Raw genomic sequence first — 23,672 nt, 5'->3', positions numbered from 1 at the left:
AGGAGTTAAGGGAGCTCAGGAGGGCAAGATATGGAGAAGAAAAAATTAGAATTATTACAAAAGAAGAAAAAATCCATACACAATTTTCTTGACACTATGTAAACTTCTATCGACAAATTAAGGTCAATTATTTTTTATAAACATTACGAAAATTATATCTACACAGATTGAAAGCTCATAACCTGAAAATTTAGCAAAACCTAACCTCACTGGATAAAAATTATAACTATGATAAATTAAAAAGTTATATAATCAGATTTAAGCGGGGAGACTTAAAATGTTGAAAAAATTGTTTTGGATAGTATTTTTTATCATCCTGTTTTTAGGAGGTTTTAGTATGCCAGGAGAAGCTAAAAAATCTGATTACATAGTAGACAAGGTGGTAGAAAAAAAACTTGCAAACGGGCTTACGGTACTTTTTTATCCCTATGAAAGAGAAGACGTGGTAACTGTTAAGCTTTGCGTTAAAGTCGGTAGTGCTTATGAAAATGAAAAACAGGCAGGGATTACCCATCTTATAGAACACATGATCTTTAAAGGCACCGAATCCAAAAAGCCAGAGGATATCGTAGGTGAAATCGAAGCCCTTGGTGGCTACATGAACGCCTTTACCTCTTTTGATTATACCTGTTATTACACAACCGGCCCAACCAAGATCTTAGAGAAATCTTTAGACATACTTTCTGACATAGTGTTTCATCCTTATTTTGACCCTAAAGAATTAGAAAGGGAAAAAGAAGTAGTGGTTGAAGAGATGAAAATGAGGCTTGACAATCCTCATGTAGTGCTTTTTGAAGAGGTTATGAAGGCCTCTTACCAAAAATATCCTTACAGACGCCCTATCATCGGATATGAAGAAACCGTAAGGTCTTTTAAAAGAGAAGATCTCTTGTCCTTTATCAACCAGTTTTATACTCCGGAAAATATGCTGCTTTCAGTGGTAGGAAAGATTCCTCAGGATGAGCTCTTTTCTCTAATAAATAAATACTTTACCAACCTTCCTAAAAGAAAGCTTAAAAAAGTAAAATTCCCTGAAGAACCCTTTACAGAAAAACCAAAGTTAGTTTGGGTAGAAAGACCGGTTAAAGAGGGTTATTTTGTTTTTACTTTGCCTGGAGTTTCTTTTAGGGAAGAAGACGCACCTCTCTTAGACCTGCTTGTACAGGCCTTAGGAGGGGGAGAATCTTCCAGACTTTACGTAAGATTAAAAAGGGAGTTAAACTTAGTAAAAACTATCTCTATGTCTGCTTTTTCTCCAGTAGGACCTGGTTTGATAGAAATCTATGGCACCGCAGACCCGGAAAAGTTTAAAGACATAGTCTCCCATCTGATCACCGAACTTGAAGAAATCAAAAATTTAGGTATTACTGAAGAAGAGTTACAGAAAGCTAAAGTACAGCTACTTTCTGATTTTGTGTTTGATGCAGAAACCTCTGATGGTCTTTCAAGCACCCTTTCGTTTTTTCAACTAAAAAGAGGAAATTATAGGGACATCCTGTGGTATAAAAACAAGATAGAGCAAGCAACGGTTGAAGACCTAAAAGAGGTAGCAAAAAAGTACTTTAATTTTGATAAACTGGTAGGTGGGTTTCTTTCTGAAAAAAGGCATTTTGATGAAGAAGATTTTAAAAAATTGCTCTCTTTAAAAAAAGATTCTCCTGTTAAATTCTTTACCTTAGAAAATAAACTAAAGGTTATCGTCTATCCACGGAAGGATTTACCCACCGTAGGAATAACCTTAGCCTTCCCAGGAGGTTTGAGGTTTGAGACCCCTCAAACTAATGGACTTTTTCAAGCATTAACCCTTCTTTGGACAAGAGGAACTCAAAAATACTCTGCAGAAGAAATCTCCTCTAAGCTTGAGGCCTTAGGTGCTACCATAAAAGGTTTTTCTGGAAGAAATACCTTTGGGTTAAAAGCTCTCTCCCTTTCTTTTAACTTTGACCAAACCTTAGAGCTTTTTAAGGAAATCTTGCTAACCCCTACTTTTAAAGAAGAGGAGTGTGAAAAAGCTCGACCTGAACTTATTTCTATGATTTTTATGCAAGAAGACAATCCTATAAGCTTAGCGGTTAATCAGTTTTTAAAAATTCTCTTTCCTGATCATCCCTATGGTTTAAACATAGCAGGTGACTTAAATTTTTATCAAAACTTTAAAGCCGAAGACCTAAGACAGGCTTATCAAAAATTCGTGACCCCTGAAAAGGCCGTATTAACCGTGGTAGGGGACGTAGACCCCTTTATCCTAAAACAAAAACTCGAATCCTATCTAAAGGACTGGAAAACCTCAAAGGTAAGAGTTAAAGAGGAAGAAGAACCTAAACTCCCTTCTCAGAAGACCCAAAAAATAAAAAAAGAAACCTTCCAGAACCAAATTTTACTTGGATTTCAAACCCCTGGTCTTAATTCAAAGGAAAAACTGGTCTTAGAAATCTTAAGCAGTGCTCTTTCAGGCCAAGACGGAAGGCTATTTAGGATTTTAAGAGATGAACGCTCCCTTGCCTATAGCGTTACCTCATTTACGGTGTTTTATCCTAAAAAATCTGCCTTTGTGCTTTACATAGGTTGTTCTCCGGAAAAAGAAGAAGCTGCGATAGCAGGTTTTTGGGAAATTTTGGAAGAAGTTTCTAAAAAAGGTTTAACCTTAGAGGAAATCGAAAGGGCTAAAAACAGACTTTTAGGTAAGCTCAAAATTGGCTTACAAAGCAACCTTGCTAAATCCGAAGACATAGCAGTAAATGAGGTTTTAAACCTTGGGTGGGACTATAGTCAAAATTACGAAAACATGTTACAATATATCAAACAAGAAGATATCCAAAAGTTTATAAAAACCTATCTAAAAAAAGAAAATGCTGTGCTTTTTATTTTAGGAAAATAAAATTTTTAAAAATCTATAAATGGAAATAAACTTTATAACTGAAAACGAAGAAGAAACCATAAAATTAGGCCGAAGGATTGCCAAGCTTTTAAAGCCCGGAGACTTAATCCTTCTTTATGGAGACCTAGGTTGTGGAAAAACCACCTTTGTAAAAGGGGTTGCAGAAGGTTTATTGGTAGACCCAGAGGTTTATGTAACCAGTCCTACCTTTTCTTTAATCAATGTGTATGAAGGAAAATATACTATCTACCACGTCGACCTTTACCGTTTAGAACATATAGAGTTAGAAGAGTTAGGACTTCATGAATTTTTAAACGAAGGTATTGTACTCATAGAGTGGGCTGACCGCCTTAACGAGTCATTAAAGGAAGATTTTTTAGAAATTTATTTTGAATATCTGGACCTTTCAAAGAGAAAGATTACCTTTATCGGTTATGGAGAATGGCAAGAGCTCCTAAGAGAACTGGATAAGGATGAGCTATCAACTTGATAGGAAAACGCTCTAAAAGAAAATCCATCTTAGGATTGTTAAAATAACCTGTTAAAAACTTATCTAAGAAATTCTTTTTTGTCAAAAACTCTTTTAATCCTGAGACCAAACCACCTGTGAGATAAATTCCCCCTTCTGGCAAAAAAGTAAGGGCTAATTCTGAGGCCTTTCTTCCTAAAAGTTCTACCATCGTCTCAACCGTCTTAAGAGCCTTTTCTTCTCCCTTTTTAGCAAGGTTAAAAATTTCTTCAGGGGATAAAGTTTGGTTGAAATAAAACTGATACCACAGAGAAACAGCTTTTCCTGACAAAGCTTTTTCCCAGCACTTTTCTTCGTTTAGAGTTCCCAAGTATTCTAAAAAAGCATATTCTTCTTTTTTTAAAGGGCAAAAAGGAGTATGTCCGTTTTCTGAAGGTAGAACTATACCTTCATCTATTAATACTGAAATACCTAAACCTGTACCTGGTGCCAAAAACACCCGGGGGAACTTCTTTTTAGTTTTTCCCTTTTTTAAAGTTTTTAGGTCTTTATTAGACAAAAAAGAAGAACCCAGAGCTAACCCATAAAGGTCGTTTACCAAGAAAACTTCTTTGAAATTAAATTTTTTCTTAAGCTCCTTTACAGAAACCTCCCATCCCAGGTTGGTAAGTTTGGCTTTATCTTCGAAAACCGGACCAGCAACCGCTAAATAAACCTTTTCCGGAAGGTTTTCAAGGAAAACTTCAGAAAAATATCTTTCTATTATACTGTATACATTTTGATGTTCTTTGCTTGGATAAACTTTTATATTTAAAAACTCACGATCTTTTAATATTCCTATTCTTGAATTAGTACCTCCTATGTCAGCTACTAACATTTTTTAAAGGTTGCAGTAAAAACCAAACTTTACTTCTTCGTCTTTTTAGCTTCGTAATAAGAATTAAATTCATCTATCAATTTTTCGGTATAATCAACCTTGGGTGCTACATAGTATATTCCTGGTTGATTTTTTTCTAAAACAAGGTCGATCCCTTCTTTTTGTACAAACTCTTTAAGCACCCCTTCTAACTCTTTAAAAACCGGGTCAAGAAGTTGTTTTTCATACTCTTGCATCTCATACTGTGCGTCTTCTTGAAGGCTTTTAAATTCTCTTAACAGCTTTTGATACTCAGCTTGTTTTTTTTCCCTTGCCTCTTGAGAAAGAAGAGCACCCTTTTTCTCTAATTCTTCTTTAATGGCATCTAATTCTTTAGCCTTTGCTTGAACTTTTAAAGTAAGTTCTTCATACTTTTTTTGCAACTTTTGAATAATTTCTTCACCGTACTTGGATTTATTAATCACTTTTTTGATGTCTATAACCCCTATTTTTAAACTGGGCTCAGCCTTGGCCTCATTAAAAAAACCAAAACCTAAAAAAAAGACCAAAAACATACTAATAAAAAACCTTTTCATAAAAACCTCCTATTTTAATTTATTATTTATTATTAATTATCACAAAATCAACTCTTCTGTTGATAGCCCAACATGTTTCGTTAGAACACTTAGCTAAGGGTCTTTCTTCTCCAAAACTGATGGTGTTAATCCTTTCTTCATCTATTCCTAATTTAGTAAGCACTTTTTTTACCTCTTGAGCTCTTTTAGCACCTAAAGCCATGTTGTATTCGTTGGTACCTCTTTCATCACAGTTTCCCTGTAACTCAACCTTCAAATCTTTGTGCTCAAGAAGGTATTTAACGTTATGTTTGATAGGTTCCCACATATCTTCTTTTATGGAATAATCGTCATAATCAAAAAAAACTGCCTTAAGAGGAGGGGTGCTTCTTCCATAAACTTTCCATCTTTCCCAGTCTTCTTTTTCTGAATCTTTGAATTCTTCAGGAGAGAAAACCTGATTCTGTTCTACTTCTGAAGGAGCTTTAGGCTGAGAGACAGAAGTTGTAGACTCTTTCTGAGATTGATAAACAGGAACTTGAGATTCTCCAACTATAGGAGGAACTTCCTTTTTTGCGCATCCAGAAAATAAAAGTATAACACCTATTAAAAGCCTCCACCATCTAACCATAGATCTCTCCTTATTCCCAGCAATACCCTACTATGTCTAATTCTAACAAAAACTCACCTAATAAAAACTCCAATTGTTTTCTAATATATCGCGTTATTTCATAAAGTAAAGTAAGCTCTTCGTTAAGCACCTGGGTTACTAAGGCATACTCTTCTTGCGTAAGTTTATTTAACAAACGACGACAAAAATAATCTCTGCAGATAAAAGGTCTGGCAAAGATTTTACATCCTGTAGGACCAACAAAAAAACATCTCAGAGGAATCTCTCTTTCCTTTGGAATGTCTTTTCTTAAAAAAAGGTTTAACAATAAAATGTTTATAGTAACTTCTGCCTCAATACCAGCCTTACAACAACCTTTTTTATCTATAACTGAGCAAACATAACATTCGTTAAATGTTTCTAAGTTTGACATCGTCTGGTTTGACAACAAAACTGCGTTTTCGTACCTTTTTAAAAGTTCTAAAAACTTGAAATCTTTATAAAAATAGTCATTCCAGTGCTCAAAAAGCTCTTCAGCTACTTTAATTTTTTCTTTCATCAAAGCAGTAGGATCTGGGTCTAATTTTTTAATCAGCTTTAAATTTTTTAACATAATTGGTCTTAATATAAAAATTTTTATAAAAAGATTTTAATTTAAAAGAAAAAAAATAAAAGATAAGATGATGATAAAACAGGTTGGTTTAAACAAAATGCTTATAAGGTCCAAAATATCAGAGATGGATGATTTTAAACTTTTGTCAAAAGGTTTAAAATAACCTTATTCAAAAGCATGTCGAAAACTTTTTAAAATTTAGACATAGTTTTGAACATGTTTTTGTTTTTTCTTTAGACAGAGATTTTGACCCAAAATTGCCGATAGAGAATAAAATAAAAAATCTTTCCGTAATCTTTAAACTTAAAAATCATATTTCTTAGTTACTTTCTATAGTTCTTCCCCAACTCTCATATAAAATCTATTCCATTTTCTACCTGTACCCACTCCTCTCAATCTTTTTCCCCTGATTCTAAACATATTTCTCCCATATCCTCTCTTAACCTCCCCATATACAAACTCTACTAACCCCACCTTTCACACCAACCCTTTTAACTCCTCTAAACGTGTTTTTATACTCAAATACTCACTAAACTTGTCAAACCGTTTTGACCTTTGGATTGACGAAAATCGTTTTTTGAGCTAAAACTTATAAATTTAAAAACATCTTAAAGAGGCTTTTATGAAAAAAAGCTTAGACCCAAGAAAACTTTCTACCTGGGAGATAGCCTATCAAGCCGAAAAAAATCTAAAAAAGATTTTTGAACTTGCAGAGGAAATAGGACTTCTTCCGGAAGAGTTAATACCTTATGGTTATTACTTGGCTAAGGTCGACTATCAAAAGGTAATTCAAAGGTTAAAAACCAAACCTTACGGAAAATATATCGATGTTACCGCGATAGTACCTACTCCTTTTGGAGAAGGAAAGACTACCACCACGATAGGACTTATTCAGGGACTTGCTAAAAAAGGAAAAAGGGTAAGTGGTGCTATAAGACAGCCCTCTTCAGGCCCAACTTTTAACCTAAAAGGAGGAGGCACTGGCGGTGGTTTATCTCAGGTATTACCTTTAGATAAAATTGCTTTAGGACTTACAGGAGACATAAACGCGGTGATGAATGCCCATAACCTTGCTATGGTAGCTCTTACCTCAAGACTTCATCATGAAGAAACTTATACTGACGAAGAGCTTTCAAAAATAGGGATTAAAAGGCTAAACATAGACCCTAAAAGAGTAGAATTTCCCTGGATAATAGATTTTTGTGCTCAAGCATTGAGAAAAGTTTTGATAGGATTGGGAAATAAAAAGAACGGTGTTTTGATGGAAAGCAAATTTTGGATAGCCCCAGCTTCAGAACTTATGGCCATTCTTTCTATTGCTAAAAATTTAAAAGACCTAAGAGAGAGGGTCGGAAAGATTGTAGTAGCCTATGATAAAAGGGGAAATCCTATTACTACCGAAGACCTTGAGGTAGCAGGTGCGATGACTGCCTGGTTGGTAGAAGCTCTTAACCCAACCCTTGCACAAACCATAGAAGGACAACCTGTTTTTATACACACCGGACCTTTTGCTAACATCGCTCTTGGCCAGTCTTCTATCATCGCAGACTATTTAGGTCTAAAACTTTCCGAATATCATGTTACTGAGTCAGGATTTGGAGCAGAGATTGGCTATGAAAAATTTTGGAATATTAAGTGCAGGTTATCAGGTCTTATACCTCAGGCAGTAGTTTTGGTAACCACTTTAAGGGCTCTTAAATATCACGGAGGAGCACCTCTTCCTAGGAAAAACCAGCTTCTTCCTTCAGAATACCAAAGTTTAAGACCAGACCTGGTAGAAAAAGGTTGTGAACTTTTAGCCCATTGTATAGAGATTATCCAAAGAAGTGGAATTAATCCAGTGGTATGTATCAACCAGTTTATACATGATTTTAAAGAAGAAATAGAGGTGGTTAAAAGATTTTGTGAGGCCTTAGGGGTAACTGCAGTTTGTTCTAACCACTGGTTAAAAGGAGGAGAAGGAGCAGTAGAACTTGCTGAAGCGGTTATAGAGGCCTGTGAAAAACCGAATAGTTTTAACTTTCTTTACGACACAAAAGAGCCTCTTAAAGCTAAAATAGAAAAAATTGCAAAAGAAATCTATGGTGCAAAGGAAGTTTGTTTTACTCCTTTAGCCAAAGAAAAATTGGAACAGCTTGAAAAAGAAGACCTTACACAATTTTTTGTTTGTATGGCTAAAACCAGCCTTTCTCTTTCAGATAATCCTGATCTTAGAGGTGTTCCTAAAGATTGGGTTTTTAATGTAAGAGATATCATGGTTTTTAGAGGAGCAAAGTTGGTTGTGCCTGTTGCTGGTGAAATCAACCTTATGCCTGGCACAGTTTCTAATCCAGCTTTTCGTAAGATAGATGTAGATTTGAAAACTGGCAAAATCATAGGTCTTGAATAAAGGGGTTAAATCATGGAGCCTTTAATATTAAAAGGGTCAGAGATAGCTAAAAACTTGAGAGAACAGATCAAAGAAGAGGTAAGAACATTAAAGGAACAATATGGGCTCATTCCTGGTCTTGTAACCATCTTGGTAGGAGAAAATCCTGCCTCAGTTTCTTATGTTACAGCCAAACAGAGGGTAGCCAAAGAACTTGGTTTTTACTCAGTTCAAGAAAACCTTCCGGAGGACATCTCAGAAAAAACCCTTTTAGACCTTATAGAAAAATACAACCAGGACCCATCCATCCACGGTATCTTGGTGCAGCTACCTCTTCCTAAACATATTGATGAAAAAAAGGTGATCTGCGCTATCAACCCTAAAAAGGATGTCGACGGTTTCCATCCCTTTAATTTAGGAAGGTTGGTTATGGGACATCCTACCTTTATTCCATGCACACCCTATGGAATTCTGTTTCTTTTAAAAGAAGCTGATATAGAGGTAGAAGGAAAAGAGGTGGTTATCATAGGAAGAAGTAACATCGTAGGAAAACCCTTAGCTCTCCTTCTTATGCAGAAACTTAAACCTGTAGGAAACGCAACGGTAACGGTGTGTCATACCGCTACCAAAGACCTTGCTTTTCATACTAAAAGGGCAGATATCTTGATAGTGGCAGCAGGTAGACCAAAATTTATTTCAGGGGATATGGTGAAAGAAGGGGTAGTGGTTATAGATGTTGGGGTTAACAGGATTGGGACCACTCCTGAGGGTAAACCGATTCTTTGTGGAGATGTAGATTTTGAAAGTGTTAAGCAAAAAGCCTCGGTTATTACCCCGGTTCCCGGTGGAGTTGGTCCTATGACGATTACCATGTTGATGAAAAACACGTTAGAAGCTGCAAAAGCAAGCCAAGGTCTTTCTGAAGAAATTCAGTTTTAGCTAAAATTCAAGCCTCGAACAGATTTTATCGATAGTGTTTTAGTATAAATATGTTATAATAGTTTTTTAAAATTTTATAGGGTTGAGGGATAACTTTGGAAAAAAACAAAGATCAGCTAAAAAACTTAGGGTTCACCCTGATTAAAGATTATGGGCTAAACCTTTTAGAGTTTAAAGGTGAAATTTTTAAGATAGATGAGGCTTTATCCTCAGGTAAGCCGATAAATTTTACCAAACCAGAAAATCTTCTTTTCTTGGCTCAAAGTTTAGGCTTAGACAGTAGTCTTCCTGAAAGGATTTTACTGACGAAAATCGCTAAAAACCTTTTAGATCTGTTTTCTACTAAAGATTTAACAGAAAAAATTGAAAAATTTTTCCCTACTGAGGTTTTATCTAAGCTTAAAAAAGAAGGGCTTTTGGTTGAGGGAATAGAAAGAGAAATAACCCGTACTTACGAAAAGTTTCTCAGAACCGAAGAAAAAGAAGAACTTACTAAAAGTTTGATAAAACTTTCTCTTACCTATGTTTTTGGTTTAGCATTATTTAGGTCATACCTTAAGGAGTTATTTTTTTCTAAAGGGAATTTAAACGGTTTAACCTGTGAAGACCTGATGTATGCCCTTGGGGGTACTTTCAGGGCCTCTTTAAGTCCGATCAACGAAAACCTTAAAACAGGTAATCTAAAAGGACTGGTATTTTTTAATCATCTTCCTTTAGAAGAGTCAAATCTTTCTTTGGTTAAAAAACTATTGCATCAAAATATCTGGATATGGTCTGCAGGAAACGAGGAAGAAACCTTAAAATATTTAGAACTCATCCAGGAAGCAGGAGAAGGGCTGAGAGAATTTTTAGAAGCCTTTGGTTTGCCTCCGGTTTTATGTTTAAGGGATGAAGTAGAGGTTTTTCCTGTTGTTTTAGAGATGCTTAGTGCCGGAGGGTTGTTTAAAGAGCTTTCAGAGATACCTTTAGTTGCGGTCTACTGTAGTAAAAACAGTTTAAAAACTGTTAATCCTGGGCTTTTAGTTCCTGCTTTTTCAGGTTTAGGTTTAGAAGTTTTAGCCATAGGGAAGGACTTTTTACCTTTTAAATTGCTTGATGAAAAGGTTAGGGTATTTGAAGAAGGTCTTGCCGACCAGATTTTACAGGAAATCATAGAGAGGATAGAAACAAAAAGAAAGACTTTAGGAATTCACCAGCCAAAGCCAAGGGTGCTTTTTGATATGGAAATGCGAAGGGCTCTTTCTTCTTCAGAACACATGTCTTTTTACCAACAAATATTGTTAGAAAGGTTTAAAAACACTTTTTCCTCTGAAATGCTTCCGGTTAAACGGGCTGAAATTTTTAGAGAAAGGTGTATCAACTGTTTTAATTGTGTAAAGATTTGTCCTTTTTCAGCCATGTCTATCGACCATGTGGCTAATAGTATATTGGTAGACCTAAAGAAATGCACAGGTTGTGGCATCTGTATCGGTGAGTGTCCTTCTGAGGCGATCTATCTTCAAGTAATCTAAGGTTACGGAGGCTTGATGAAAGGAAAAACTCTGATGTTTGTTTGTAGAGAGCTTGGTTTAGAAGAAGAGATGAAGGATAGAGAAGATATAGTTTTAAAGACCTTAGATTGTGCAGGAGATTTAACTGTTTTTGAGGTGCTGAAAGCTTTGGAAGAGGGTTTTCAGCAGGTTTTTGTGGTAGGGTGTAAAAAAGGAACGTGTAAAAGTAGGATCGGGAACTTAAGGGCAGAAAAAAGGATGGCTACGGTAAGAAGATATTTAGGAAAATGGGCTGAAGGATATAGACTGGAGATGGTTTATCTTAATAAAGAAAAAGGTCAAACTTTATTAGATCAGATTCTTAAAGCTTAACGGAGAAAAGGTTATGGTAATTACAGAATTAAAACCTATAGAAAAGATTTGGCAAAACATAGCAGACTTTCGTAAGGTTCTGGTTTTAGGATGTAGGGGGTGTTCAGGGATTTGCTCAACTGGAGGAGATCGAGAGGTAAAGTTGCTGGTCTCGGCATTAAACCTTATAGCAGAAAAAGAAGGGAAAAACTTTATTGCTCTCGGACAAACCCTTATTAGGCAGTGTGACCCTGTTGCTTTGAAGGTGTTGCCTGAGTTTCTTAAAGAGGTTGAAGCGGTAGTCAGTTTAGCTTGTGGAGTAGGGGTAAACTTGATAGCTGACCTTTATCCTGATTTAAAGGTTTATCCTGGGACAGATACTTTATTTATAGGGGCCCATCTTGGATTTGGTGTCTGGGAGGAGAAGTGTCGGGCTTGCGGGGATTGTTTTATCGATAAAACCGCTGGCCTTTGTCCTATCGCGAGGTGCCCCAAAGGTCTTTTAAACGGGCCTTGTGGAGGGTCCCAAACAGAAAGGTGTGAGGTGAACCCTGAAATACCCTGTGTGTGGTATGAAATTATCATCAGGCTTGAAAAAAGGGGAGAGCTTGCAAGCCTTGATGAAATAATAGGTCCAAAGGATTGGAGACCAGCCTTTGGAGAAGGTCCAAAAAGAAGAGAAAGAGAAGACTTAACCTTTTAAAGAGGAGAGATTGCGGTGAGTTTTATAAGTAATTTGGAGAGGGTTTTGAAGTCTGGTTATATGGCCATTACTTGTGAGCTTGCACCTCCTAAGCATGCAAGTCTTGAGGCGTTAAAAAAGAAAGCTCGTATCCTTAAAGGATATGTAGATGCTGCAAACATAACCGACTGTCAGGTTGCCATGGTAAGGCTTTCAAGCTTAGCTGGTTGTTTGGCTATTATGTCAGAGGGGATAGAACCTATCCTTCAGATGACCTGCCGGGATAGAAACCGCATAGCCATGCAGTCTGACCTTCTTGGGGCTTGGGCTTTAGGGATAAGAAATGTTTTTTGCACCACAGGAGACCATCCTACGTTTGGTGATCATCCTCAGGCTAAGCCTGTGTTTGATTTAGATTCTGTGCAACTGGTGGCTATGGTTAATCAACTTAAGCAAGGGAAGTTTTTAAACGGACAGGAGATAAAAGGAGAAAATCCTCGATTTTTTATCGGGGCAACAGAAAATCCTTTTGCTGACCCTTCAGAGTATAGAGTAAGAAGACTTGCTAAAAAAATCAAAGCAGGGGCTGAGTTTATTCAAACTCAGCTGGTTTATGATGTAACCAAGTTTAAGCAGTTCATGTATATCGCCCACAACGAAGGGCTTACAGAAAAGGCATATATTTTAGCAGGAATAGTACCTCCCAAATCTTTTCGGATGATAGACTACATCAAAAGTCACCTGCCAGGTTCTTGTGTGCCTGAAGATCTGGTTAAAAGAATGCGCGAGGCTAAAGACCCTTTAGAAGAAGGTATAAAAATAGCTGTAGAACTGATAGAACAAATAAAAGAAATCCCTGGAGTAAAGGGATTTCATCTTATGGCTATAGGCTGGGAAGAATACCTTCCTGAAATCCTTAAAAAAACTGGCTTTTATCCTCGTCCATTTTCTCAAGATTTGTTACCAGAAGATACTAAGACCTTTTCTTTGAGAGAACAAGAAAAAAAGCACTTAGAAGAAGAAATAAAAAATTTAAAAGAGCATCTTTTAAGACTTGAGAGTTTGATTATCGGGAAAAAAGAGATAAAAGAAGAAGCTTCAGAAAAAGTGAGTATTACGATAGAGACATCAAAAGAAAAACCTACGGCAGTAGTAGAGGATCTTACAAAAACCTCTCCATCCTCCTTGGCACCTGCTAAAGAAGAAAGCCTGACAGGTGAAAAATCCAGGCTAAAAGTTTTATATCGTAGCTTATCTGAAAGGGCTAAGGGTCTTCCAGAAGACCTTTATCGTGAACCTGCTTCTGGCAGGATTAGAGAGGTTGTTTTTGGAAAAGGTGATAAAGCGTTAAAAGTTGGAGGTGCTGAGGCCTTACCCTTTCACAGTTTTGAGGGTAGTTTAGGTCAACCTTTAAGGATAGCGATGGAGGTGTTAGACGTTGTTCCTGAGGATTTTCCAGAGGTGCTTGCTAAATATTTTAAAGATGTGTGGGATGACCCTGGGTCCTGGGCTAAAAAATGTGTAGAAGAGTATGGGGCTGAGGCGATCGCTGTTTATTTGTTAGGGATAGACCCAAATTATTTAAATTTAGGGGCAGACCATGCCAAAAGGGTTATAGAAAAGGTTAAAAAAGCGGTAGATGTGCCTTTGATCATATGGGGGTGTGATAACGCCGAAAAAGACACCGAGGTGCTTAGAGAGGTGGCTGAGGTAATTAAGGATGATAACATCCTTTTTGGCCCTATAGTTGAAGATAACTACCGTACTTTAGGGGCAGTAGCCTTAGGTTATCAACTGCCTGTGATAGCTCAAAGCCCTATAGACGTTAACATAGCTAAACAGCTAAACATTTTGCTTGAAAATCTTGGAGTGCCTTTAGAAAAGATTATCATGGACCCTTCAGTAGGTGCCCTTGGGTATGGACTTGAATATACCTATTCTGTGATGGAAAGGATAAGGCTTGCAGCCCTTTATTCTAACGACGTAAAACTGCAAAATCCCTTTATCTGCAACGTAGGTAGAGAGGTCTGGAAGACTAAAGAAACCAGTCTTCCTTCTGATGAATTCATGGGAGAGGCTGAGATGAGAGGGGTTATGATGGAGGTTATTACTGCCGTGTCCCTTGCGTTAGCAGGAGGCGAATTGTTTATTCTCAGGCATCCTAAGTCCTTAGAGTTGACTAAAAGGGTATTAAATCTTTTATGGACTTCAAGTGAACAAAAACCGTAAGAGGTAAGTAATGTCTAAAATAGTCTGTGAGTTGGGTATAAAAGGTTCCTATTTACTTTTTGAGAGGGCGTTAGAGGAATATGAACAGGCGGTAAAAACCTTTGGTAAAGAAAAACCTATAGGTTTCCCTAATACTGCTTATTTTTTACCTATAATCTATGCTATCTTAGGTTATCCGGTTAAAAAACTGGGGGATTGTGGAGAGGTTTTAGAAGAAATAAAGAAGCTTTTACCTAAGGAGACTTCTTCTGAAGTTTTTTACTGGGGCAAGGCCTTAGATGCAGGGTTGGTTGCGCTTTTTTCTGAAGAAATTATCGAGGCTATTAGATATCTAAAAAAGCCGGACTTTTATTGTTATTCAGAAGACCCAGGGGAAGGGAAGCTTTGGCTTGGGGCAGCAGATGACGTTGTTTTTAGGAAAAGAGGGGTTGAGTTTGTAGATGGAACTGCTCCTGGTTTTGCGGTTATTCTTGGGACGCCTGGAGATATAGAGGGTGCGATAAACATCATCAGGGAACTCCAAGAAAAAAATCTGTATGTGTTTTTGCATGGGACAGGGCAAGGTGTGAGTTTGGCAGAAAGTCTTTTGCAACAAGGGGTTCAGCTTGGCTGGTCAACTCGACTGGTGCCCTTTGGCCCAGAGGTAACCTCAGTAGCCTTTGCCATTGGGTTTGCTTGTAGAGTGGCTATGTCTTTTGGAGGGGTAAAGCCAGGAGAAGGGCCTAAAAACCTTTTTTATAATAAAAACAGAACCTTTGCTTTTACGTTGTCCTTTGGTGCTCCTTCTTTAGAGGTTGCGGCAACCGCACTTGGGGTCTTTAACTGGGGATGTCCAGTGATAACCGATGTAGAACTTCCTGAAATAAAGGTGCCTGGGGTGTGTCTTTATGAACATCTTGTCTCTAAAGTGCCCCTTGATAAGATGGTTGACACAGCTTTAGAAGTAAGAGGGCTTAAGATTACCTCGGTTAAGCTTGACATTCCTGTAGCTTATGCCGCTTCTTTTGAGGGAGAAAGGGTTAGAAAGGAAGACCTCTATCTTGAATGTGGAGGAGGAAGGACCTTAGGGGTTGAGTTGCTGGTTTCAAGGCCTTTAGACGAAATAGAGGACGGAAAGATCGAAGTATTTGGTCCAGATATTCCAGACTTAAAAAAATTTGAAGAAAAAGGCCCTCCTTATAGATTGCCTTTAGCAGTGGTGGTCGAAGTAGCTGGGGCTAATATGCAAGAAGATTTTGAACCTATCATAGAGAGACAGTTTCACTATTTTATAAACTATGCCCAGGGGATTATGCATGTAGGCCAAAGAAATTTGATGTGGCTTAGGATATCTAAGCAAGCTGTGGAAAAAGGTTTTACGTTTAAACATTTAGGATTAATCCTATATGCCAAGATAAAAGAAAAGTTTAGTGCCATAGTAGATAAGCTTCAGGTAAAAATCTATACTCGAGAACCGGAGGTTAAACAGGTTTTAGAACAGGCTAAGCAGGTTTATCGGGTTAGAGATGAAAGAATTGCTGGGTTGGTTGACGAAAAGGTGGATGTGTTTTATTCCTGTACGTTATGTCAGAGTTTTGCTCCATCTCATGTGTGTGTGATAACCCCTGAAAGGGTGGGTATGTGTGGGGCTTATAACTGGCTTGACGGAAAGGCGGGTTATGAGATCAATCCCACAGGTCCCAACCAACCTATTCCTAAAGGGGAATGTTTAGACCCGGTTCTTGGATATTTTTCAGGGGTAAACGAGTTTGTTAAAGAGGCTTCTCGTGGGAAAATAGAGAAAGTGGCGCTTTATAGTATTATGAAAGACCCTATGACTGCCTGTGGATGTTTTGAGTGCATTGCTGCGGTACTTCCCGAGGTGAACGGAATTATGGTAGTTAACCGGGATTATACAGGTCTTACCCCTACAGGTATGAAATTTTCTACCATGGCAGGTATGGTAGGTGGTGGGGTGCAAACACCAGGATTCTTAGGGGTAGCTAAACATTATATCGTATCTCCTAAGTTTTTGATGGCTGAAGGTGGAATAAAAAGGCTTGTGTGGATGCCTAAAAGTTTAAAAGAGGAACTCAAGGATAAACTAAAAATAATGGCAGAAAAGTTAGGAGTTCCTGATTTGATAGAAAAGATAGCAGACGAAACGATAGCTAACACAGAGGAAGAGATAAAAACTTGGGTAGAAAGGGTTAACCATCCTGTTTTAACCCTTCCTCCTCTGATGTGATGACAAAGAGATAAGCAACCTTTAAAGGGGTAGTTTAGATGACACTCACCGGTATTCAAATCATGAAACTTCTTCCTAAGAAAAACTGTAAAGAATGTGGTTTCCCTACCTGTCTTGCCTTTGCGATGAAGGTAGCTGCAGGACAGGTAGAGATAGATAAGTGTCCTTACGTAGACCCTAAGGTTAAGGAAGAGATATCTGAGGCTACCGCTCCACCTATAAGAACGGTAGTGATAGGAACTCCAGAGGCTTCTTATAAGTTAGGAGGAGAAACCGTCCTTTTTAGACATGAAAAAAAGTTTGAAAACCCTCCACTTATCGGAACCTATCTAAAAACCTCGATGGAAGACGAAGAGGTTTTAAGAAGAATTAAAGCCTATCAAACCTTAAAGTGGGAACGGGTAGGCAATGTTCTAAAACCTGAAATAGTTTGCATCAAAGATGAAGGAGATAAGGAGAGGTTTATTAGTTTGGTAAAAAAAGTAAGGGAAGTCTTACCTGAGGTAGCGATAGTTTTAGCCTCTTCAGATTTGTCTTTAATTAAAAACGCTATAGAGGTGTGTACCCCTTCAGTTCCACTTGTTTATCCAGGACAAGCAGAGGATCTATCTTCTTTTGTCAGTTTGGCTACAGAAAAAAAGGTGCCTTTAGTAGTTTCTGCGGTGACTTTAGGGGAGTTGGCGCGGTTGGTTGAAGGTTTGATTACTCAAGGATTGAAAGATCTGGTGTTAGATAGCGGAGCCCTTCATCCAAAGGAGCTTTTTGAAGATTTAGTGATCATAAGACGAGCAGCTGTGAAAAAACGGTTTAAGCCCTTTGGTTTTCCAGTGATAACCTTTATGGATAGATATACAGAAGACCTGGTTGAAGAGTATCTTTTAGCCAGCATCTATGTAGCAAAATATGCAAGTATTATTTTGCTTTCAGACCTGAAGCCAGAGCTTTTGTTCCCCTTGTTATTGGAAAGGTTTAACCTTTATTCAGACCCACAAAAACCTTTGGTGGTAGACGAAGGGATTTATCCTATAAACGGGCCAGACGAATATTCTCCAGTAGTGGTGACTTGCAACTTTGCCTTGACATATTTTATCGTATCTGGGGAAATAGAAGGAAGTAGAGTTCCTTGCTGGCTTTTGATAAAGGATACAGATGGGCTCTCAGTTCTTACTGCCTGGGCTGCAGGTAAGTTTAACGCCGATAACATCGCAGAGTTTGTTAAAAAAACAGGTATTGCTGAAAAGATAAAACACAGAACATTGATGATACCAGGTTATGTGGCTATCATCAAGGGAGAGCTTGAGGAGGAGCTTGGAGGTTGGGAGGTAGTGATAGGGCCAAGAGAAGCAAACGGGCTTCCTGTAGCCCTAAGAGAATTGGCTAAAAGATTAAAGCCTTAAAAATTTTTAGGTTAATCGCTGAGGAGGAAAGATGAAGGAAAAAGTAGTTTGTGTAGGTGAAAGCATAAATGTGATGTCTAAAACCATAGGCCCGGCTATAAAGGCAAGAGACCCAGAACCAATAAAAAGGATGGCAAGAGAGCAAAAGGAGTTAGGAGCTGACTATTTAGACCTTAACATAGGACCAGCTAAAAAGGATGGGAAGGACCTTGCGGTTTGGATAGTAAGCTTGGTTGAGTCTGAGGTGGACATTCCTGTATCCTTAGATACTACTAATGAAGAAGCTATGGCTGCAGGACTTAAGGTTTCGAAAAACCCACAGAGGTTTTTGATGAATTCTATTTCTGCCCAAAAAGAAAGGATGGAAAAACTTATTCCTCTTGCGGCAGAGGCTGGATGTGAGGTTGTAGCTCTTTTATGGGGAGACGAAGGATTACCAAGAGATGCAAACGAAAGAGCCTCTTTAGCCGTAGACCTTATCATGAAACTCAACGAGGCAGGGATCCCTAATGAAAAAATCTGGGTAGACCCAATTATCACACCTATTACCTTAGGGGCAGAGCAAATAGTTGAGGCTTTAAATTTTCTTTCGATGCTTCAAGACCTTGCTCCAGGTGCCAAAAGCATCGTAGGACTTTCTAACGTTTCTAACGGAATTAACCCGAAACTAAGACCTTATCTTAACCGAGTGCTTCTTATGATGCTTATGAAGTATGATCTTTATGCAGCCATCCTTAATGTCTATGATAGAGAGCTGGTAGAGATAGCTAAAGGCTTACATCCAGATTGGGTAAACCTGGTAGGAAGGATTATGGATGGAGAAGAAATAGACCCTAAGGATTTAACCCCCAAGGAAGTGGAAATTTATAAAACTACCCAGGTGCTTCTTGGTAAAACCATCTTTTCGGAGTTTTGGTTAGAACTCTGATGAAACCAGAATTGATTGACGTTCAAAGTCTGCCACCTGAAGAGAAAATAGACATAGATAAAGTAGGTATCAAGGGATTTAAACATCCAGTAACAGTACTTGACAGAGAAAAGGGATTGCAACATACGGTAGCAGAGCTAAACCTTTATGTAGACCTCCCTTCTAAGTTCAAAGGTACTCATATGAGCCGGTTTATAGAGGTGATAAACGAGTTTAAAGGGGAGATTCACGTAAAAAACGTAATCAAACTTTTAAAAAAACTTGCTCAAAGACTTTCAGCCAAAAGTGCACACTTAGAGATGTTTTTTCCTTATTTTCTGCAAAAAAAGGCACCTGTTACCCAGATTTCTTCTCTGATGGAATACCAGGGAATTTTGTTGGCTTCCTATTCTGAGGGTAAAAAGGACCTGGTGATTGGGGCCAAGGTACCGGTGATGACCCTTTGCCCTTGTTCTAAATCTATCAGCCAGTTTTCAGCCCATAATCAAAGAAGCCTGATTACCGTTAAGGTACGGTTTAAGGAGTTTATCTGGCTGGAAGAGTTGATAGAGATTGCAGAAGCCTCTGCCTCAAGCCCGGTTTATTCCCTTTTGAAAAGACCAGACGAAAAGTTTGTTACTGAGTTTGCCTATGAAAACCCGCGTTTTGTAGAGGATGTAGTCAGAGGAGTAGCCAAACGGCTCTGGGAACATCCTGAGGTGAAATGGTTTTTCGTAGAGGTAGAAAACTTTGAGTCCATCCATGCCCACAACGCCTATGCCTGTATCGAAAGAACCAAAAGAGGTTCTTAAAACCTATGAAAATTATCTCTTCAAGGTCCAACCCAACCTTTAAATTTCTTAAGGCTCTTAAAGAACCCAAAGGCAGGAAAGAACATCAGGCCTTTCTTGTAGAAGGAGTTTCTTTTGTTAGAGAACTTTTAGACCAGGAAAGAGACAAAGTACTCTGGGTGGTTCTAGAAAAGAGAAGTCTTACCAAACTTGAGCCTTTGCTCAAAAAGGCAGAAGAGGCAAAAATTCCGATCTTGGTCTTAGAAGAAACTCTTTTTAAAGAGTTGGTTGCCTCAGAGACCCCTCAAGGAGTTTTAGCGGTCGTTAAATTTCCTATTTTTGAGGACTTACCAGAGAGGTTAGAGAGTACCCCTTGTTGTGTGGTAGTGCTTGAAGAAATTCAGGATCCTTCTAATGTAGGGGCAATAATAAGGACGGCAGCAGCGGTTGGGGTGGCTTGTGTGTTTTATACCAGGGGTACGGCAGACCCTTTTTCTCCAAAGGCAGTTAGGGCAAGTGCTGGAGCTGTCCTAAATGTTCCTCTGATAAAGGTTGAAAGATTTATAGAACTTGCTGAGAACCTTAAAAGAAGAGGTTTTAGACTAACAGCTACGGTGGTTAAGGGAGGTGAGGACCTTTTTTCCTTTTCTTTTCCTCCTAAAACAGCCCTTTTGTTTGGAAACGAGGCCAAAGGTCTTTCTAAAGAGGGGATGGCAGCCTCAAAATACAGGCTAACCATCCCTATCGTAGGCAAAGTAGAATCTCTAAACGTAGCAGTAGCAGCAGGTATAGTCCTCTATCAATGGCTAAAGGATAGACTTAATGTAGTTAAACCCTAAATCAAAGGCCTTTAAGTTTACCTGATGAAGTTTTTCAGGTAAAAGTTCAAGCATAGCCTCAACAAGAGCCTCTCTGTTTAAAGGAAATATCTCAAGAGCAGTTGCTGCACCTAACATTACCATATTTAGCGCTTTGACAGAGCCTGCTTCCTTGGCTAACTCTTCTCCAGGCACCAAAAAGACTTGACTGAAGTAAGAAGTCATTTCTTCAAAAAAGGAGTTCAGATCAGGATAGGTAGCCAATCCCTCTTTTACAGCAAAGGGTAATATGGGGTCTTTACTTATCACAAACTTTGTTTCTTTTTTAGCCCTTTTAACAAACCTTAAGGCTTCAGCAGGTTCAAAGGCTACTATAAAATCTGCTTCTCCTTCTGAGGTGTAAGGACTTTTGCCAAAAAGGCAAATAGAGCTTTCTACCACACCTCCTCTCTGTGCCATCCCATGGACTTCAGAAACGATAACAGGAATGTCAGCCTTAAGGCAGGCCTCTCCTAACACTCTGGTAAAAAGGATGATACCCTGTCCTCCTACACCTACCACTAACCCTTTTATCTTTTTCATGGTCTAACTCCCTTTTTGAGATTTAGTTTTATATAAGATACAAGGAGCTTTAGCGATGATTACCGAAAGCTCCTGTTTTTCAAGTAAAGGCTGAACAAGTTCTTTAGCCTCTTCTTTTTTATAAGGGTTTATTACCACACAAGGGATATCAAGGGCCTCAACTATTTTTTGTATAGGTATGGTTGGATGGTCCTGGATGATAGGTGATTTTATCGTTTGAGAAGGCACAGGTTGATGTCCTGTCATAGCGGTGGTGTCGTTATCAAGCACCACCAGCGTAAATTTATGTTTGTTAAACTTAGCGTTGACCAGAGGAGAAAGCCCTGCATGAAAGAAAGTTGAATCTCCGATAAAAGCCACCACCCTTTGGTCTGTAGCTACGTCAAAACCACAAGGAGTTCCCACACTCGAACCCATGCAAAGCAAATAGTCTGCCATGTTTAATGGGGGTTGAATCCCTAAGGTATAACACCCTATGTCTGTAGGATAAATAGTCCGTTCCTCTATTCCCATCTCTTGTAAAACTTCTTTTATGAGTTTATAAGTTTCTCTGTGAGGACATCCCTGGCAAAGAACCGGAGGTCTTGCCGGAAGTTTGTCCGAAAAATCGAAAGGAGGAACTTCAACGGTAAACCTTTTTAGGTTGAAGGCATTAGCTAAAGCCTCCTTTACTTGGGTAGGGGTAAACTCAAAATACCTGGGTAAAAGCTTTTCTTTTTTACCTAAAATCTTGGTTTTAAGACCATGAGTATAAGCAAGAGCTCTCAAGTTTTCTTCTAAATAGGGCTCAAGCTCTTCTACCACCACACAGGTTTCTACATGAGAAAGGAATTCTAAAGCTAACTTTTCTGGGAAAGGATGGGTAAACGTAAGGATAAGTAAAGAAACCTCATCCTGTAGACCCAAATCTTCGAGGGCATCTATTACGTAATTTACCGCAACCCCAGAGGCACAGATCCCTAATTTCCCTTTGGGTATAAACTGGTTAAAATTAAACGAGCTGGCTAAGTTTTGAAGTTCTTCTAATTTTTCTAAAAGGAGTTTATGTTGTTTTCTGGCAACAGCAGGGACAGGTACAAACCTAAAGGGGTCTTTTTTAAAGAATCCTTTTTTAAAGGTTGTATAAAAATCAAAAGGGATAGCTCCTACCTCTACCACACCTCTGGCATGAGATACCCTGGTAGTAGTTCTCAAAAGCACAGGTAGTTTAAACTTTTCTGAAAGGGAAAAAGCCTCTTTGGTAAGGACATAAGCAGTATGAGGATCAAAGGCCTCAAACATAGGCACCTGAGCAAGCCTTGCATAATAACGGTTATCTTGTTCGTTCTGGCTTGAATGACAAGAAGGGTCATCTGCGGTAACCACCACCAAGCCCCCTTCCACCCCTACATAGGCAAGAGACATAAAGGCATCGCTTGCCACGTTTAACCCTACATGTTTCATACAAGTGATAGATCGTAGTCCGCAGGCAGAGGCAGCCCCAACGATTTCCATAGCCACCTTCTCGTTTACAGCAAATTCAAAATAGAGACCGGCCAAATCCTTTTGCATCTGAAAAAGGTTGTTTCCTATCTCAGACGAAGGAGTCCCAGGATAGGCAGCTCCGACCTGGACACGACTCTCTATCGCCCCCCGAACGATCGCTTCATTTCCTAACAGAAATTTTTTACAGTTCTCACCTTTTAAGATAGGATGCATAAAACCCTCCAAAAATTAAACTTTTAATTATTTAACGTTTTGTTTTTAAAAATAGAATAGTAGTATAATACGTTTTTTACATAACTTTGGGTTTCTGGATAAGGAGGTATTCCTCGATAGAGTTTTACCTTTTCTGGGCCTGCGTTATAAGCTGCAAGGGCTAAACTTAGATCCTGAAACTCATCTATAAGCATCCTTAGGTATTTAGCCCCACCTTTGAGATTTTCTAAGGGATGATAAGGGTCTTCAACCCCTACAAGCCTTGCAGTTTGAGGCATAAGTTGCATGATACCCATAGCCCCTTTGGGAGAAACAGCCCTTGGGTTAAAAGAAGATTCAACCTTGGCAATGGCTTTAAGAAGTGCAGGGTCAAGAGAAAATGCCTGAGCTACCTTTTCAAACCAGGTCTCGTATTCTACCGGTAGTTTAGTATAATTTGGAGAATAAGGGAACTTAGGACCTGAGGATTTAAAGTTTAAGTTTTTAGGTTTTTCTCTTATATAAAGTTGACAATAATAAGCATCTAACTTCTCCTGATTAGTATAACGGACCTCACCTGTCTCAGGATTTTCACACCTATAGATGTGTGCCTGAGCATAAGAAAAAAGAAAATGAAAGAAAATCAGTAATTTTAAAAGAAAAAATTTGGAGTTAATTGCTGAAAGTAATAAAATTTCTCTTTTTCTCATAATTGTTAAATTATAACATAAGATAAATAAGTCCGTCAAGGCTCAGGGTCAACCCCAAATTTGCCGATAGAGAATAAAATCAAAAATCTTTCCGTAATCTTTAAACTTAAAAATCATATTCCTTAGTTACTTTCTATAGTTCTTCCCCAACTCTCATATAAAATCTATACCATTTTCTACCTGTACCCCCTCCTGCAATGTTTAATTCTTATTACCATAATAAAACTTATCCTTTAAGGACATAGAAAACTCCTCTTTATTAATAGAAATTTTCAGAAAAAATAATTTTCCTGTCAACATTTTTATAAAATGCAAATTTTTTTTCTCTTTTTTGACTAAATTTTTTAAATTTTAAAATTTTTCTTATTTTTTATTTTTAAAATTTTTTAAGTTTAAGTAAAAATCATAGTGTCAAGAAAATTGTGTATGGATTTTTTCTTCTTTTGTAATAATTCTAATTTTTTCTTCTCCATATCTTGCCCTCCTGAGCTCCCTTAACTCCT

21 protein-coding genes are annotated in these 23,672 nt (G+C 38.2%); 13 read left to right on the top strand and 8 right to left on the bottom strand.

Translation table 11 applies throughout. The annotated features are described in order from the left end of the window. Positions 1-277: 277 nt before the first annotated feature. Both PWP26_RS06395 and tsaE read left to right on the top strand, forming a co-directional pair. Positions 278-2,878, top strand: coding sequence for a pitrilysin family protein (locus PWP26_RS06395; protein ID WP_301399266.1), 2,601 nt, complete (start codon positions 278-280; stop codon positions 2,876-2,878). Positions 2,879-2,897: 19 nt separating this feature from the next. Further along, the gene (tsaE, locus tag PWP26_RS06390; RefSeq protein WP_301399264.1) at positions 2,898-3,368 is read left to right on the top strand and encodes a tRNA (adenosine(37)-N6)-threonylcarbamoyltransferase complex ATPase subunit type 1 TsaE; all 471 of its coding nucleotides are present in this window, start codon (positions 2,898-2,900) and stop codon (positions 3,366-3,368) included. Here tsaE and PWP26_RS06385 read toward each other — a convergent pair. The 5 genes from PWP26_RS06385 to PWP26_RS06365 form a co-directional block, all read right to left on the bottom strand. Then, on the bottom strand, positions 3,304-4,224 hold the full coding sequence (locus PWP26_RS06385; RefSeq protein ID WP_301399263.1) for an ROK family protein: 921 nt from the start codon (positions 4,222-4,224) through the stop codon (positions 3,304-3,306). The genes tsaE and PWP26_RS06385 overlap by 65 nt on opposite strands. 29 nt (positions 4,225-4,253) lie before the next feature. Beyond that, positions 4,254-4,799, bottom strand: coding sequence for an OmpH family outer membrane protein (locus tag PWP26_RS06380; protein ID WP_301399262.1), 546 nt, complete (start codon positions 4,797-4,799; stop codon positions 4,254-4,256). A 22-nt stretch (positions 4,800-4,821) separates the two neighbouring features. Beyond that, positions 4,822-5,409, bottom strand: a complete 588-nt coding sequence (pal, locus tag PWP26_RS06375) for a peptidoglycan-associated lipoprotein Pal (protein ID WP_273011267.1) — start codon at positions 5,407-5,409, stop codon at positions 4,822-4,824. A gap of 10 nt (positions 5,410-5,419) precedes the next feature. Beyond that, positions 5,420-6,001, bottom strand: coding sequence for a hypothetical protein (locus tag PWP26_RS06370; RefSeq protein WP_273011270.1), 582 nt, complete (start codon positions 5,999-6,001; stop codon positions 5,420-5,422). A gap of 330 nt (positions 6,002-6,331) precedes the next feature. Next, positions 6,332-6,475 carry a hypothetical protein gene (locus PWP26_RS06365; RefSeq protein ID WP_156095572.1) on the bottom strand — a complete coding sequence of 48 codons (144 nt, stop codon included), beginning with the start codon at positions 6,473-6,475 and terminating at the stop codon, positions 6,332-6,334. Positions 6,476-6,623: 148 nt separating this feature from the next. Here PWP26_RS06365 and PWP26_RS06360 point away from each other — a divergent pair, with 148 nt between their 5' ends. The 11 genes from PWP26_RS06360 (at position 6,624) to PWP26_RS06310 (ending at position 20,221) form a co-directional block, all read left to right on the top strand. Further along, positions 6,624-8,390, top strand: coding sequence for a formate--tetrahydrofolate ligase (locus tag PWP26_RS06360; protein ID WP_301399261.1), 1,767 nt, complete (start codon positions 6,624-6,626; stop codon positions 8,388-8,390). Positions 8,391-8,402: 12 nt separating this feature from the next. Continuing rightward, entirely contained in the window at positions 8,403-9,308 is a 906-nt protein-coding gene (gene folD, locus PWP26_RS06355) for a bifunctional methylenetetrahydrofolate dehydrogenase/methenyltetrahydrofolate cyclohydrolase FolD (protein ID WP_038060483.1), read from the top strand. Between the two features lie 95 nt (positions 9,309-9,403). Continuing rightward, on the top strand, positions 9,404-10,819 hold the full coding sequence (locus PWP26_RS06350; protein ID WP_301399260.1) for a 4Fe-4S binding protein: 1,416 nt from the start codon (positions 9,404-9,406) through the stop codon (positions 10,817-10,819). Positions 10,820-10,834: 15 nt separating this feature from the next. Then, positions 10,835-11,170: a hydrogenase iron-sulfur subunit gene (locus PWP26_RS06345; protein ID WP_301399259.1), complete on the top strand. Its 336-nt coding sequence runs from the start codon at positions 10,835-10,837 to the stop codon at positions 11,168-11,170. Positions 11,171-11,183: 13 nt separating this feature from the next. Continuing rightward, positions 11,184-11,852 (top strand): methylenetetrahydrofolate reductase C-terminal domain-containing protein, encoded by a 669-nt coding sequence (locus PWP26_RS06340; RefSeq protein ID WP_301399258.1) that lies wholly within the window; start codon positions 11,184-11,186, stop codon positions 11,850-11,852. A 45-nt stretch (positions 11,853-11,897) separates the two neighbouring features. Then, positions 11,898-14,060, top strand: a complete 2,163-nt coding sequence (locus PWP26_RS06335) for an acetyl-CoA decarbonylase/synthase complex subunit delta (protein ID WP_301399257.1) — start codon at positions 11,898-11,900, stop codon at positions 14,058-14,060. A gap of 10 nt (positions 14,061-14,070) precedes the next feature. Then, positions 14,071-16,287 carry an acetyl-CoA decarbonylase/synthase complex subunit alpha/beta gene (gene acsB, locus PWP26_RS06330; RefSeq protein WP_301399256.1) on the top strand — a complete coding sequence of 739 codons (2,217 nt, stop codon included), beginning with the start codon at positions 14,071-14,073 and terminating at the stop codon, positions 16,285-16,287. A 38-nt stretch (positions 16,288-16,325) separates the two neighbouring features. Continuing rightward, entirely contained in the window at positions 16,326-17,684 is a 1,359-nt protein-coding gene (acsC, locus tag PWP26_RS06325) for an acetyl-CoA decarbonylase/synthase complex subunit gamma (RefSeq protein WP_301399255.1), read from the top strand. Between the two features lie 31 nt (positions 17,685-17,715). Next, positions 17,716-18,612, top strand: coding sequence for a dihydropteroate synthase (locus tag PWP26_RS06320; RefSeq protein WP_038060471.1), 897 nt, complete (start codon positions 17,716-17,718; stop codon positions 18,610-18,612). Further along, positions 18,612-19,403, top strand: a complete 792-nt coding sequence (gene folE2, locus PWP26_RS06315; protein WP_038060469.1) for a GTP cyclohydrolase FolE2 — start codon at positions 18,612-18,614, stop codon at positions 19,401-19,403. The genes PWP26_RS06320 and folE2 overlap by 1 nt, the downstream gene beginning before the upstream one ends. Positions 19,404-19,408: 5 nt before the next feature. Further along, complete coding sequence (locus PWP26_RS06310; RefSeq protein ID WP_038060467.1) at positions 19,409-20,221, top strand: RNA methyltransferase; 813 nt, start codon at positions 19,409-19,411, stop codon at positions 20,219-20,221. Here PWP26_RS06310 and PWP26_RS06305 read toward each other — a convergent pair. From PWP26_RS06305 to PWP26_RS06295, 3 genes are read right to left on the bottom strand one after another with little or no spacing between them, the layout of a single operon-like run. Beyond that, positions 20,189-20,782, bottom strand: coding sequence for an indolepyruvate oxidoreductase subunit beta (locus PWP26_RS06305; RefSeq protein ID WP_038060465.1), 594 nt, complete (start codon positions 20,780-20,782; stop codon positions 20,189-20,191). The genes PWP26_RS06310 and PWP26_RS06305 overlap by 33 nt on opposite strands. A gap of 3 nt (positions 20,783-20,785) precedes the next feature. After that, positions 20,786-22,480 (bottom strand): indolepyruvate ferredoxin oxidoreductase subunit alpha, encoded by a 1,695-nt coding sequence (iorA, locus tag PWP26_RS06300; RefSeq protein WP_038060463.1) that lies wholly within the window; start codon positions 22,478-22,480, stop codon positions 20,786-20,788. A gap of 23 nt (positions 22,481-22,503) precedes the next feature. Next, positions 22,504-23,169: a lytic transglycosylase domain-containing protein gene (locus tag PWP26_RS06295; protein WP_287568601.1), complete on the bottom strand. Its 666-nt coding sequence runs from the start codon at positions 23,167-23,169 to the stop codon at positions 22,504-22,506. Positions 23,170-23,672: the final 503 nt, after the last annotated feature.

Source organism: Thermodesulfobacterium sp. (genome assembly GCF_030445475.1).
GTDB lineage: Bacteria > Desulfobacterota > Thermodesulfobacteria > Thermodesulfobacteriales > Thermodesulfobacteriaceae > Thermodesulfobacterium > Thermodesulfobacterium commune.
This window is presented reverse-complemented; position numbering and strand designations above follow the sequence as displayed.

Excerpts from the sequence above, each read along its gene's own strand:
- PWP26_RS06310 (WP_038060467.1), top strand. The coding sequence starts at position 19,409 with ATGAAAATTATCTCTTCAAGGTCCAACCCAACCTTTAAATTTCTTAAG.
- PWP26_RS06320 (WP_038060471.1), top strand. The coding sequence starts at position 17,716 with ATGAAGGAAAAAGTAGTTTGTGTAGGTGAAAGCATAAATGTGATGTCT.
- PWP26_RS06345 (WP_301399259.1), top strand. The coding sequence starts at position 10,835 with ATGAAAGGAAAAACTCTGATGTTTGTTTGTAGAGAGCTTGGTTTAGAA.
- PWP26_RS06340 (WP_301399258.1), top strand. The coding sequence starts at position 11,184 with ATGGTAATTACAGAATTAAAACCTATAGAAAAGATTTGGCAAAACATA.
- PWP26_RS06305 (WP_038060465.1), bottom strand. The coding sequence starts at position 20,782 with ATGAAAAAGATAAAAGGGTTAGTGGTAGGTGTAGGAGGACAGGGTATC.
- acsC (WP_301399255.1), top strand. The coding sequence starts at position 16,326 with ATGACACTCACCGGTATTCAAATCATGAAACTTCTTCCTAAGAAAAAC.
- PWP26_RS06380 (WP_301399262.1), bottom strand. The coding sequence starts at position 4,799 with ATGAAAAGGTTTTTTATTAGTATGTTTTTGGTCTTTTTTTTAGGTTTT.
- PWP26_RS06370 (WP_273011270.1), bottom strand. The coding sequence starts at position 6,001 with ATGTTAAAAAATTTAAAGCTGATTAAAAAATTAGACCCAGATCCTACT.
- PWP26_RS06385 (WP_301399263.1), bottom strand. The coding sequence starts at position 4,224 with ATGTTAGTAGCTGACATAGGAGGTACTAATTCAAGAATAGGAATATTA.
- acsB (WP_301399256.1), top strand. The coding sequence starts at position 14,071 with ATGTCTAAAATAGTCTGTGAGTTGGGTATAAAAGGTTCCTATTTACTT.
- PWP26_RS06295 (WP_287568601.1), bottom strand. The coding sequence starts at position 23,169 with ATGAGAAAAAGAGAAATTTTATTACTTTCAGCAATTAACTCCAAATTT.
- iorA (WP_038060463.1), bottom strand. The coding sequence starts at position 22,480 with ATGCATCCTATCTTAAAAGGTGAGAACTGTAAAAAATTTCTGTTAGGA.
- tsaE (WP_301399264.1), top strand. The coding sequence starts at position 2,898 with ATGGAAATAAACTTTATAACTGAAAACGAAGAAGAAACCATAAAATTA.
- folE2 (WP_038060469.1), top strand. The coding sequence starts at position 18,612 with ATGAAACCAGAATTGATTGACGTTCAAAGTCTGCCACCTGAAGAGAAA.
- folD (WP_038060483.1), top strand. The coding sequence starts at position 8,403 with ATGGAGCCTTTAATATTAAAAGGGTCAGAGATAGCTAAAAACTTGAGA.
- PWP26_RS06360 (WP_301399261.1), top strand. The coding sequence starts at position 6,624 with ATGAAAAAAAGCTTAGACCCAAGAAAACTTTCTACCTGGGAGATAGCC.
- PWP26_RS06395 (WP_301399266.1), top strand. The coding sequence starts at position 278 with ATGTTGAAAAAATTGTTTTGGATAGTATTTTTTATCATCCTGTTTTTA.
- pal (WP_273011267.1), bottom strand. The coding sequence starts at position 5,409 with ATGGTTAGATGGTGGAGGCTTTTAATAGGTGTTATACTTTTATTTTCT.